The 12,097-nt window shown below is 40.1% G+C and carries 10 protein-coding genes; 4 read left to right on the top strand and 6 right to left on the bottom strand.

Translation table 11 applies throughout. The features are described 5' to 3' along the window. Nucleotides 1-132: 132 nt before the first annotated feature. On the top strand, nucleotides 133-471 hold the full coding sequence (locus DP117_RS04870) for a hypothetical protein (protein ID WP_169217210.1): 339 nt from the start codon (nucleotides 133-135) through the stop codon (nucleotides 469-471). Between the two features lie 81 nt (nucleotides 472-552). Continuing rightward, a complete protein-coding gene (locus DP117_RS04865; RefSeq protein WP_169217209.1) occupies nucleotides 553-1,734 on the top strand; it encodes a serine hydrolase domain-containing protein in 1,182 nt (393 codons plus the stop codon). Between the two features lie 30 nt (nucleotides 1,735-1,764). Here the strand turns inward: DP117_RS04865 and DP117_RS04860 are convergent, their stop codons facing one another. Next, complete coding sequence (locus DP117_RS04860; protein ID WP_169217208.1) at nucleotides 1,765-3,090, bottom strand: AAA-like domain-containing protein; 1,326 nt, start codon at nucleotides 3,088-3,090, stop codon at nucleotides 1,765-1,767. Between the two features lie 574 nt (nucleotides 3,091-3,664). Further along, nucleotides 3,665-4,651, bottom strand: coding sequence for a GntR family transcriptional regulator (locus DP117_RS04855; RefSeq protein WP_169217207.1), 987 nt, complete (start codon nucleotides 4,649-4,651; stop codon nucleotides 3,665-3,667). 203 nt (nucleotides 4,652-4,854) lie between these two features. Between DP117_RS04855 and DP117_RS04850 the strand changes: the two genes are divergently transcribed. Both DP117_RS04850 and DP117_RS04845 read left to right on the top strand, forming a co-directional pair. Beyond that, on the top strand, nucleotides 4,855-5,592 hold the full coding sequence (locus tag DP117_RS04850) for a dienelactone hydrolase family protein (RefSeq protein ID WP_169217206.1): 738 nt from the start codon (nucleotides 4,855-4,857) through the stop codon (nucleotides 5,590-5,592). A 311-nt stretch (nucleotides 5,593-5,903) separates the two neighbouring features. After that, nucleotides 5,904-6,806 (top strand): S1 RNA-binding domain-containing protein, encoded by a 903-nt coding sequence (locus DP117_RS04845; protein WP_169217205.1) that lies wholly within the window; start codon nucleotides 5,904-5,906, stop codon nucleotides 6,804-6,806. Between the two features lie 154 nt (nucleotides 6,807-6,960). Here DP117_RS04845 and DP117_RS04840 read toward each other — a convergent pair whose 3' ends face one another. From DP117_RS04840 to DP117_RS04825, 4 genes are all read right to left on the bottom strand, one after another. After that, complete coding sequence (locus DP117_RS04840; RefSeq protein WP_169217204.1) at nucleotides 6,961-8,391, bottom strand: serine hydrolase; 1,431 nt, start codon at nucleotides 8,389-8,391, stop codon at nucleotides 6,961-6,963. 325 nt (nucleotides 8,392-8,716) lie between these two features. Next, complete coding sequence (locus DP117_RS04835; RefSeq protein ID WP_169217203.1) at nucleotides 8,717-10,030, bottom strand: ABC transporter substrate-binding protein; 1,314 nt, start codon at nucleotides 10,028-10,030, stop codon at nucleotides 8,717-8,719. Nucleotides 10,031-10,100: 70 nt separating this feature from the next. Continuing rightward, nucleotides 10,101-10,976 carry a class I SAM-dependent methyltransferase gene (locus DP117_RS04830; protein WP_169217202.1) on the bottom strand — a complete coding sequence of 292 codons (876 nt, stop codon included), beginning with the start codon at nucleotides 10,974-10,976 and terminating at the stop codon, nucleotides 10,101-10,103. Between the two features lie 164 nt (nucleotides 10,977-11,140). Further along, nucleotides 11,141-11,911, bottom strand: coding sequence for an FkbM family methyltransferase (locus tag DP117_RS04825; RefSeq protein ID WP_169217201.1), 771 nt, complete (start codon nucleotides 11,909-11,911; stop codon nucleotides 11,141-11,143). Between the last annotated feature and the right edge of the window lie 186 nt (nucleotides 11,912-12,097).

The raw sequence follows: 12,097 nt of genomic DNA, 5'->3' as shown, positions 1-12,097 counted from the left end.
GCCTGCTAATTCTCTGTGTAGCGTGCTTCTAGTATAGTGCGATGCTCCGCTCCAGAGGAGCCAGCGCGATCGCACAAAAACCTAATTTTTCACTAATGTCATACTTCCGCATATTTTTTAGGAGTTCATGTGATGTTGAAACATAAATTATTAACTTCTTTCATGGTCGTAAATGCTTTAGTTACACTCTCAATATCAAGCGTGACTTTTGCATCTACACCACATCCTCAACCAGGTTGTCCCGATGGTTGGGTTCCTGCACCTAATCCCAAAATTGGTTGTATTCCTAATAAGATAAGGACGAAACAACCTGTACAAGAGAACAGGAGAATTAGAAATACGACTCCGTCAAGTCGCGTCAAATTTCCCCCAGAAATACCTCAAGAGTTTCGTATTAATAAATGTAAACAGGGTGTCATTGATCCAGTAGATTGTCCTGAAAACAACCCAATCCCTGTACCAAGAGATTAAAGGAAGTCGGCGGGATTCCCGCCGATTTAGTACACGTCACTGTAAAAATGACTCATTTATTTAGTATCAGGATAATTTCATATGGCTAAAAACACTCGGTTTTTATTAGCAAAAACTGCAATTTCACTTGCTGTTTCCTTTTCTTTTATAAGTCCCATTGCTCTTCATCCTACACCAACACTATCTCAGGTTCAACGAGCGAAACAATGGAGTTTGACAAATCAAGCAGATGAGGCAATTGAAAAATACAGAAATGAAAATAATATTCCCGGTATGTCTGTTGCTATCTGTAAAAATGCTAATTTTATTTACGCAAAAGGGTTTGGTTTGAGCAATGTAGAAAAGAAAATTAAAGCTTCTCAAAACACCCGCTATCGATTGGCATCTGTCAGTAAAGCTGTAACAGGAATTCTAGCAATGGAATTACGGGATAAAGGTAAACTAAAACTCAATAGTAATATTCGCAATATCCTATCTGGATTGCCATCACAACATAATTACACTCTCGCTCAACTACTGTCTCACCAATCTGGCGTTCGTCATTACAAAAAAGGCAATGACCCAACTAAAAATCCAAACCAATACTACTCTACCGCTCAAGATGCCTTGAAATTGTTTATCAACGACCAGTTAGTTATCGAACCGGGAAGTAATTACAAATACAGCACTCATGGATATACTGTCCTGGCTGCTGCAATGGAAAAAATGACAAACAAAAGCTTTGGGGAGTATGCTTCGCAGCGGTTTTCTGCTTGGGGATTAAAGAGTCTCGAACCAGAAAATTTACAAGTTCAAGACGCAAATCACACACAAATTTACAATACAAATAACCAACTCATAAAACGTGATGATTTGAGTTGGAAATATGCTGGTGGTGGTTATCAATCCTCTGTGGTTGATTTGTGTCAATTGGGGATGAAAGTCGTTAAAGGTGAAATTCTGAATCAGGAATCACGAGACTTAATGTGGACTAGACAGAAGTCCCAAGCTGGACTCACTGGCTATGGTTTTGGCTGGAATGTGGGAAAAGATAATGTCAGTAATCAAAAAGTCGTAGCACACTCTGGTAGTTGGACTGGTGCAAGATCTTACTGGAGAATTTATCCTGATGACGGTGTGGTTGTGGTTGTTCTTTCCAATCGACGCAATCATGAACCAAGGACATTAGGTGCATACCTGGGTAATATGGCTGTGCTTGGTACAACTCAATTTGGTAAACCCATCAACGATACAATCAAACCGGATCAGCCAGACGATGAATAACTCATATTCAAACGTTTAGTTGGATGAATTTTAGATCAAAACTCGCTGAAAATACTCCCGATATAAATGACACCGAGGCGTAACATGATTATCATGCCTTTGTACCAATCCCATACTATGCAATTTATAAATTTGCATGGGATCTAATTCCACTGGTTCAGGTGAAGTGACAACCTGTTTTAACGCCTGAGCTAAATCTGGAACTTGTTGCAGTATCTTCAAATATCGTCGCAAATGGTTGCTGTAAATTCCTGCTTCTGTGGAAGCCTCTTGCAAAAGCTGCTTTAGCATCACTTTAAGAGAACTAACGTAATACATTGCCAACCGCACCAGATAAGGATGTCCTCCAACCATTTTCATTAATTCGTCTACTTGGGTATCATTCCAATTCAAGCCATGAAGACAAGATAAATCTTTTATGTGTTTGGCATCAAACTCTCCCAATTCCACTGGTATTCCTGCATTAAATGGAGATTGATTCATGTCCAAGGGAATATAAATTTCGGTGGAATGTGCTATGACTAACCGCAGTTGTTCCCAAATCTTAAAAATTTTCCCCTTCTCATGCCAGCTTCGCAGCATTCCGAAAAAATCTTCAACCACTTCAGTATAGGGAAAAATCCTATCCACTTCATCCAATCCTAAAACAACTGGACTGTTTATTTCTGTCAATAAATATTCCTCGAAATAGACTGTACAGTTATCATTGCTGCCTAAAATTTCTATATCCCAATAATCATTTAACCTGTTTTCTAAATTTAACTGCCGACCAACCATGCAGCAAAGCCAGCGAAGGAATTTCTCTAAATGAGTTAAAATTTCTTTGTCTACACTTTTTAAATCCAAATACACTATTTGATAATTATGTTTAGCAGCATAGTTTAAAATCCTGTTCATTAAAGAGGTTTTACCCATTAGCTCTGGTGCTTTAATTCTAATTAAAGCACCAGGTTTCATAACTGTTTCATTGCATAGAGATTCAATGTCAGAACGCTTGACATAAAAAGGAGAGTTTTTTGCCACTGACCCTTCAGGAAAGGGTATTTTTGTGGTGTTAAATGATGTATATATTTGTTGATTCCATGCTCTTCTTAATGCTTCCTTAAAATTTTTCTTGGTAACTCTTTCTCCTAAGTATTCTGAAAGTTTGTGCCATAATTTATTCCCAACATCTTTATTTAAATACTCAACGCTATAGCCATAAATTCTTGCTATGTCATCATAAGTTTTTCCCTCCCAAGCGCCTTGAATAACCATTATTTCAATATCGCTCAGATGCTTACCTGTATTGTACAATACAGCCTGATCAACAAAATCTTTGGCAATTATCCATGAAAATTCTGATTCTGAGTTCATAAGCGTACACCATTACTGAGATACGATTCATAAAATTATTCAACTATGGAGCAATAAGTTCAGGAGTTAATTTGTAAAAATACACTTAAATAAAAACACAAGCCACACACAGTATTCCTGAATTTAGTGTTGCTGAATCAGAGTATGAAGAATTGTCATTCTGTGGTGTATTCTGTCACCGTTGCTTGTCAACTACTTTATCTGTAGTTCTTAGCTGCTAAATATTTATCTGGGTTAAGTCTTATTTTTATGCATACAAGTACTACCGACACTCAACCCAAAAGACTTTTTTTCAAAGCAGCACTAGTTTTTGCAACACAATCCCTTGGTTCAGGTTAAGGTATGGAGAAACTCAGATCTTGCATGAAGTGAAAAACCGGGTTTCTTGACAATGCTTGCTTTTATAAACCTTAATTTCTGGTTCAGAAACCCGCTTGTTTGGGTCTTGTTGAGAATGCTGCAAGATATCAGGAAAAGAAAAAGATTGGTTTTGAACGGAGAGTAGGCACGAAAAAATAAGGCGTCCTTGTTTGAAACCCTTCGACTGCCGCTGCCTCCAGTATAGCTGCCTTCTTCATCCCAACCCTAGCTCCCGTTTGAGCAAGTTAATCGAGTTACTACCGATAAAATTTTCACCACATATCAGCTTGGGTGGACGAATAATATCTTCATGAACAACTTGCATAGCTTCTTGCACCGCAGTCAAACTCGGTTTATCGGTGCAAAAAATTACCTGTGCCCGCCTCACCATCGCCTGAAGTTTGTGGCTATCTTTTGGTTGCGAAGTCATCACCAGTATTTCATCACCCCGTAAACCGTGGATGATAACTTCTGCGGCTCTCAGCCAGCCAGGGCTGAGGCTGACGATCGCAAGACAACTGTCTTTTGGTAGATTTTTAAACTGGTTGTACTCTTTGGCATAGTCTTGTATGTCAAGAGGAATGACGCGCACAGCTTTCGGCGCTGCTAGAGCCTCCACTTCCCCGATAAAATACCGATGTGTCACCACTGTCGCTGAGGAAGTTTGATCTAGCACAGCAGCTAATTGTTCCATAGCGACTAACTGCACTGGGATTTTAAGGGCTTCTTCCAATTCATGCACCATCAATTCCCCAGCACCAATGTCTTGCTTTGGTGCTGTCACCAGCACTCTCGCACTACAACGCAAACGCCAATCAATTTCAGCTAAAAATATCTCACGCGCTTGATTAAGCGAGCAACCTTGAGAGAGCAGTTCGTCAACTGCTTGCTGGACAACTTTGTACGCTTGAGGATATTGTTTGAGAATTGGCGATTGCAGTTTACTACCGCCCTCATGTCCTTGAGCGCGAACATAAATTCCTGATCCAGCAAGACTTTCTACAAATCCCTCTTCTTCCAACTGGCGGTAAACCTTGCTGATCGTGTTGCGGTGTAACCCCGTTTGCATTGCCAACGCCCGCGTACTCGGCAGTTTGTAAGCGGGGGGATATTGCCCAGAGGCGATCGCAAACTGGATTTGATTAAACAGCTGGGTTGATGCCGGGATTTCACTGTCTGGCTGAATACGAAATTGAATCATCACCAAATCTCCTGCGTGATAGTGGCTGCATGTAACCAGCTGTGACTACTAACCGTCAAATATTTTACTTATATATTGAATTTCTCTATTGGAAAATTCTGGTGTGGTTGTTACTTATAGTTAATAATTTGATTGAACATTGCCTTAAGCGATGAGCACAGCTATATCTTTATAGTCGTCACACAGCACTGGTAAAAACTATTATGGCAGAGCGAGCAATAGACAGCATAAGAGTTAATCTTTCGCAAGATGATTTGCAAATCGACGCATATCTAGCAAAGCCTTCTGAAGAAGGTGCTTACCCAGGAGTTGTGGTTTTGCAAGAGATTTTTGGAGTCAACTCCCACATTCGGAACATCACAGAACGTATCGCCAAGGAAGGTTATGTGACAATTGCACTCGCGCTCTTCCAAAGAGTTGCCCCTGGATTTGAAACTGGCTACACTGCAGAAGATATAGAAGTGGGTAGACAATACGCATACCAAACAAAAGCGTCAGAACTATTGAGCGACATTCAAAAAGCCATTGACTATCTGAAAACTTTACCAAATGTAAAGCAAGATGGTTTCGGTTCCATCGGCTTTTGTTTTGGTGGTCATGTCGCCTATCTTGCCGCTACTTTACCAGATATCAAAGCCACTGCTTCATTTTACGGTGCTGGTATCCCTACTCGGACATTTGGAGGTGGAAATTCCACCATTACACGTACCCCAGACATTAAAGGCATCATCTACACCTTTTTTGGTATGGAAGACGCTAGCATTCCAGTGGAACAGGTAGACCAAATTGAGGCAGAGTTAGAAAAATACAACATTCCTCATCGTGTGTTTCGCTACGATGGAGCTGACCACGGATTTTTCTGCGACCAACGTGCCAGTTATAATTCTATAGCCGCAGCCGATGCTTGGGAGCAGGTAAAACAACTGTTTAAACAACTCTAGCTATTCAATTGATTAAATTTTTGATTGCTTTAAGCTCGTTCCTAGTCATTAGTCTTTCATAATGGCAAATGACTAAGGAACATGGATTTGATCAAAGACAAACAAAACCTCACCCACCAAGTGCAGCACCCTTATGGGAACTCACACCAATAGGGGTGAGGTTACATCGCAACAAGAAAAATTGCATGTTATTTGCTCCACGTTCCTAAGGACAGTCTTTATAAGCAATCATAGTCACTCGAATAGTGTTGTTTGGTGTTGAATAAAACTCCAGTGGCATCAGCTAGAATAACAATTTATCTTTAAGAGTCATGGATTCCGAAGCAAAGTTTTCTCAAAAAGCCGATTCGCCATTTACAATGGACGACTTTGCCAAAGCACTGGAAAAACACGATTACCAGTTTCAAAAAGGACAGGTGGTAAACGGAAGAGTATTCCAACTTGATCCAGATGGGGCATATGTCGATATTGGTGGCAAGTCGTCAGCATTTGTCCCCCGCGATGAAGCTTCTTTGAGAGCAGTCACTGATTTGTCGGAGGTGCTGCCACTAAATGAGAGTTTAGAGTTCATCATCATCAGAGATCAAGATGCCGAAGGTCAAATTACCCTTTCGCGACGGCAGTTAGAAATCAATCACATTTGGGAACGACTGGCGCAAATGCAAGAAAATTCTCAAACAACACAAGTGCGTGTGATCAATATGAATAAGGGCGGTGTCACCGTAAATGTGCAGGGTTTACGGGGATTTATCCCGCGATCGCACTTGGTTGAGCGAGATAATTTAGAAGCACTTAAAGGTCAATCACTGACTGCTGGCTTTTTAGAAGTTAACCGCAGTAACAATAAACTTATTCTTTCGCAACGCATAGCAACTCGTTCTGCTACTTTCAGTATATTGGAAGTTGGTCAGCTAGTAGAAGGGAAAGTAAGTGCCATTAAACCCTTCGGCGTATTTGTGGATTTAGATGGCACAGGCGCTTTGCTTCATATTAAGCAAGTGAGCCAGAAATTTATCGAAAATCTCGAAAAGGTGTTTCAAATCGGTCAGCCGATAAAAGCTGTCATAATAGACATAGATGAAGGTAAAGGTCGAGTTGCTCTTTCCACGAGAATTTTGGAAAATTTTGCTGGTGAGATGCTAGAAAATATGGATGAAGTGATGGCATCAGCCCAGGCGCGTGCAGAACGAGCAAGGAACAAGCCTTCGGAATAGGTATTGTTAGTTGAGAAGATTGCTAAGGGTGCGATTCGCTCTTTGGGGCGATCGCTCCTGGATTGGAAACTCAGCATGTAGTATTTGATAGTAGCTAACAGATAGTTGCCTTGGTGACGACGTATCAGGGTATGTCTCTACGCTGCTACCTGGATTAACGAGAGTTGCTTTCAGGTATGCGGGTAAATAAAATCTCCTTCACAGTCGGTTCTAGGGGAACGGTCAGGCTACTAATATTGCCTTTGGTATCAGTTAAGAAAGATATAAGTTTTGGTTGATCAAACAACTCATATTCAACAAAAATATCATAGTGGTAGTGTTCTAATTTATAAATATTTGAATTATGAGTTGCTATTAAACGATTATCATCAATTTCAACTGATAAGATTCCGTATGCTGGATGCTCAAAATCACCTGTGTAATCTTCTAGAAGATGAGAAGGCTGAGTTGGAGTTTTACGGGTTGAGACTATTTGCTCTTTGGCTTTTGCAGTAGCTTCTTTAGCTTGAGCATATTTTTTATTCATTCGTTCATTCCAAGGAGCTTCGTCTAGACCGAGCAAACGGTCACATACATAATAAGTCACAATATGTATGACTGGATTGTCATCCATATTAGTCAGAACTACTATACCAATATTGTCTTGAGGCAGCAAAGTTGTCCGCGCAGAAAATCCATTAATATTACCGCCATGCTGAATTAAATTATGACCTCGGTAAGAGGTCATCGCCCATCCCAAACCATAAAAATAATAAAAAAGTTCATGATATTCCAGTGTTTGAGTCATCACGATTTGTGGAGAGTGCATCTGTTGCAGATGACTTGGTGAAATAATTTGTTTATCGCCATACTTACCCTGATTAAGATGGAGTAAAAGCCAGTTAGCCATATCAACAACATTGGAATTTATCGAACCTGCTGGACCACTAACATCGACATTACAAAAGGGGATTTTCTCAACTTTGTCGTCTTTTTCTGCATAAGGAAGTGCAAAATCAGCAGCTTTTTGGGATTTCTCTACAGAGAAATTACTATCTCTCATTTCTAAAGGATTAAAAATTTCCTGTTGCACAAATTCTTCCCAGCTACTCTGTGCAATTTCACCAACCAAATAGCCAGCGCTCATGTACATCAAATTTTGATATTGAAAAACAGTACGCAATTCGTGAGTGGGTTCGAGATATTGTAAGCGGTCGATTATTTCTTGACGGGTGAAGGGACTTTGAGACCACATAGCATCATGACGGGGTAAGCCAGACCGATGAGTCACGAGGTCACGGGGTGTGATATGTTCAGTTGCATAAGAGTCATAAAGTTTAAAAGTAGGTAAATAATTTCTGACAGGTTTATCCCAGTCTAAGAGACCTCTTTCTACCAGGATACTCATCGCCATTGTGGTAAAGGGTTTTGTACAAGAACCAATTGCAAAGAGAGTTTGTGGTGTAACAATTAAATTTTGTTCTACATCTCGCAATCCATTGCCTTCAGAAAAAATGATTTGGCTATCTTTAACGATGGCGATAGCCAGCCCTGGTACTTTCCACTCTTGCATCGTCTTGTTGATAAATTCACTCAAACCTTGCATGGTGACTGTTCACACCTCCCAATAAAAAAGCATCTTCAATTCAGTCAAACGACTTTTAGGTTTAAGTTATTTAACGAGTCGCGATACAGTAGACCTCTTGCAAAAATGCTTGAATTGTCATGTTGAGCGGAGCGAAACATCTCTGAGATTCCTCGCTACACTGCGTTTCGCTCAGAATGACATTCACGATTTTTGACTTTTGCAAGAGGTCTAGTCCAGAAAAATATAATCCTGCCGCTCTGCTAATGCAGCGATCGCCCCAAGTTGAAGACTATACTTAAGCAATTCAATAGTCATTGTAGAGACTTACAAATTCTCTACATTATTAGCTTTTAGTCCTTAGTAATAGCCTGGTTTCACTAGCAGCCGCTTGCATCGCGCGCTCAGGAGTCATGCGATTTGTCAGTGCAGCACTCAGATAACGTTGCAAAATATCTGATGCTTGAGCATATTGGCCAATGGACGGACGTAAAATGCTTTTATCAGCTATCTTGAGTAACTCAGGATAATGAGGATATTTGCTGACAACTTGTGGGTCTGTAAACAGTGAACGTTGGCTTGGTACAAAACCCGATTTAAAAATAAATTGGCGCTGTGTTTCTTTACTGGTAAAGAATTGAATTGCCTTCCAAGCTTCTTGAGGATGTTTTGAAGATTTGCTAATTCCTAAACCAAAACCACCTAAACACGCTCCTGGACTGTTGCCTGGGGTAGCAACCATTGGTTTCATGGCTATTTTATCTTTTACAGGGGAATCTTCAGCATTAGCTAGAGGCCAAACATAAGGCCAACTCCGTAAAAATGCTGCTTGACCGCTTTGAAATATGCGTCTTGTATCTTCTTCAATATATGTTGTGACTCCAGGCGGAGAAATTCCTTGTTGAATTGTATCTTTGAGAAAAGCGATCGCCTTTAATGTCTCAGGTTTATCTAGCCCTACTTCTAAATTATCAGGATTAATCCAAAATCCACCGAAACCTTGCAAAACTTCCATAAACATGGCAACTAGTCCTTCGGACTGGCGACCTTGCCAAAGGTAACCCCACTTAACTTTTCCTTGCTCTTGTAATGACTTAGAAATTCTGAGTAGATCTGCGAATGTTTCTGGTGGTTGAAAACCTGCGCCTTTGAGCAAGTCTTTACGGTAGTAGAGAACTCCAGCACTAGCATACATGGGAATTCTGTAGAGCTTACCTTCGTAACGTCCTGCTTCTACATGTGCCGGAAAAAAATCAGCTAACTCTTCTTTTGTTATGCGATCGCTCAAATCTAACAACCATCCAGCAGCAGCAAACTTGGGTGTCCAAATGACATCCATCATTACCATGTCATAAGGAGAATCTCCCAAGATATATGCTGAAGTCAGCAGGTCTTCCTGTAAATTAGGCATACCTGGACCTTCGATAAGATTGATACGAATGCCCGGATTTTTTGCTTCAAAGTCTTTGATAATGCTTTGCTTCCAAAGTGCAGCATCAGTAGCATTCAACATCATATTCAGGACGACTAGTTCCTGTGATATGGCTTGCGGGATGGAAAGCAAGATGATGACCAATACAATAGCAAAAAATATTCCTGTACGCCATTTGAGTTTTTGTAATATTTTCTGCTGTTGTTTTGTTTTTTTGATTGTAGACATTTTTCGCAAAATATCTTTTTTATATATAAGATTTTGTTCTTAAGTATTTTTCTTGATACTTAAATTATAGCTACTCCCAGTAACCCCAAAAATCTTGATGCGTAACGTTACAACTAAGTTTTTTTTGAGCAATCATCTGTTGTTTTTTAAGCAACCAAGTGTTTAGCTTATCCTGTAAAGTTATTTCCTCAAGAATTTCTGGAATTGATTCTTCCATAAACCTTAACATTAACTGAAGAAAGACAGAATCGTTGCTACTAATTTCCCACGGACTTTCTCCTTGTAATACCTTCATGTTAATATGCTTCATTGCTTCCCACATATAGGAACCGCAGTCAGGTCCCATCCCCCTGCCGAAGTCTTGCTGGCGCTGCATATGCTGATTGTAGTATTTAATAAAGTAAGAATCGTCCTCAGTTTGAGGAAGAAAATTTGTGCCAGTATAGTTAATAGTAGCTAGAAGCGGCAATTGGTACTTTTTTAAACATTCCAGGAATGTTTGAAACTGCTTTTCGCTAAATAGATCGAACACTGCATTGGCGACAGCTAAATCGAAAGTATTTAAGTCTATTAGATTCTCCAGATCCAAAATAGAGCCGACAATTCTGTGGATAGTAATTTTATAGACTTGATTTTTCAAGACCAATGTTGAGTTTTGCAATTGTGAATCATATCGATTTTCCTGCGCCCACATGATTAACCTATTGAGGGCGATTTCTAAAAGTTCTTGATTTTGTTCGACTAAAAACCACTCCTGATCCTGAGAAATCTTGCTAAGGTAGTAGCGACAGTTAGCACCCGTACCAGCTCCTAAATCAACGATTTTAAGGCTTTTGCGCTTTTTCAGGTATTCTTGGCAGCTTGCTTCCACAATTGAGTTACGTCCCTTGGCATCATAGGGAATGCGCAATTCCAGCCATTCGGCTAATTTCTGATTTTTATTCATTGGACTTCTTGCAAAGAAAAGAATTCTGGTTCTTAAAGAAAATATTCCCGCAAAAGCAGCTCAAATGCTTGCTGAATTTTAGCAACCATTCAATCAAGCCTTAAAATTATTTATTGAGATAAAATTTAACTGGGATGAATGAGTCTGTTGGAATAAAAATTGCTTCATAGGCTATCGAGAGTCAGCAGAGAACGTGCATAGACATCACCAGAGTTTGCATTAATAGGTATGCTTTTGAGTAGAGTGATCATTTCGTGAGAATTCAGCCAGTTAGCTGACTGCAATTGATACGATTCACCGAACTTTGCCGGTTTCCAGTTGAACTCATAAGGTCCCAAATGGTTCAATTGTTCAATGCAAGCCAGAGCAATGTTTATTGCACTCGGAGTGTATTCAAACGAAAGAGCACGGATAGGTTGCGACAAACCACGTAAAACTTCGAGTTCGTGACCCTCAACGTCAATCTTGCAAAAAGCTGGCTTACCATACTGAGTGATGAGGCTATCAAGGGTTGTTACCGAAACAGACACAGTTGTATCCCAGCGCACATGAGCAAAAGAGTCAACCTGTTGAACAGCTTGCATCCAATCACGGGAGAGAGTGGTTACAGTTGGAGTACGTCGGCTCACCAACAAGGTTTGCGTTCCAGGAGCTACGCCAACAGCCTGTTCAATAAGTGTAATCTGGGAATGATCACCGTACCAGCGTTTCAAGAGTTGCATACATTGAGGTTGAGGCTCGATGCCGACAACGTGGGCACCAAGACGAGACAAGGCAAGAAGATGATTGCCAACATGGGCACCGATATCAAAACAAAGATCGCCTGGTTGAACAAACAGTGAATAAAAGCGTGATAACTGACGGATGCGAAAGGGAATACCATAGTACATTAATAATGAGCGAAGAATCCCTACCTGCTGCCAGAAAGATGACATATTAATTGTTTCCTGCTGATTTTTAGTACTGTTCTCATTGCTATGAACTTATTTCACAAATCATCAATTTGGTAAACGGGATTCGCCAACAAAGTCATGTATTCGCGAACAACTTTTTTTGTCCAAAGTCCAATACCATAGAAAAGTTTAAAAATTTAATTTGTGAACTAATTCCTTCTAATCTTT

Origin of the sequence: Brasilonema sp. UFV-L1, assembly GCF_012912105.1 — a bacterium.
Taxonomy (GTDB): domain Bacteria; phylum Cyanobacteriota; class Cyanobacteriia; order Cyanobacteriales; family Nostocaceae; genus Brasilonema.
This window is presented reverse-complemented; position numbering and strand designations above follow the sequence as displayed.

Bases quoted from the DNA above. Each gene is read 5' to 3' on its own strand.
- DP117_RS04835 (WP_169217203.1), bottom strand. From the start codon at position 10,030: ATGTCTACAATCAAAAAAACAAAACAACAGCAGAAAATATTACAAAAA.
- DP117_RS04830 (WP_169217202.1), bottom strand. From the start codon at position 10,976: ATGAATAAAAATCAGAAATTAGCCGAATGGCTGGAATTGCGCATTCCC.
- DP117_RS04865 (WP_169217209.1), top strand. From the start codon at position 553: ATGGCTAAAAACACTCGGTTTTTATTAGCAAAAACTGCAATTTCACTT.
- DP117_RS04825 (WP_169217201.1), bottom strand. From the start codon at position 11,911: ATGTCATCTTTCTGGCAGCAGGTAGGGATTCTTCGCTCATTATTAATG.
- DP117_RS04840 (WP_169217204.1), bottom strand. From the start codon at position 8,391: ATGCAAGGTTTGAGTGAATTTATCAACAAGACGATGCAAGAGTGGAAA.
- DP117_RS04860 (WP_169217208.1), bottom strand. From the start codon at position 3,090: ATGAACTCAGAATCAGAATTTTCATGGATAATTGCCAAAGATTTTGTT.
- DP117_RS04850 (WP_169217206.1), top strand. From the start codon at position 4,855: ATGGCAGAGCGAGCAATAGACAGCATAAGAGTTAATCTTTCGCAAGAT.
- DP117_RS04855 (WP_169217207.1), bottom strand. From the start codon at position 4,651: ATGATTCAATTTCGTATTCAGCCAGACAGTGAAATCCCGGCATCAACC.
- DP117_RS04845 (WP_169217205.1), top strand. From the start codon at position 5,904: ATGGATTCCGAAGCAAAGTTTTCTCAAAAAGCCGATTCGCCATTTACA.
- DP117_RS04870 (WP_169217210.1), top strand. From the start codon at position 133: ATGTTGAAACATAAATTATTAACTTCTTTCATGGTCGTAAATGCTTTA.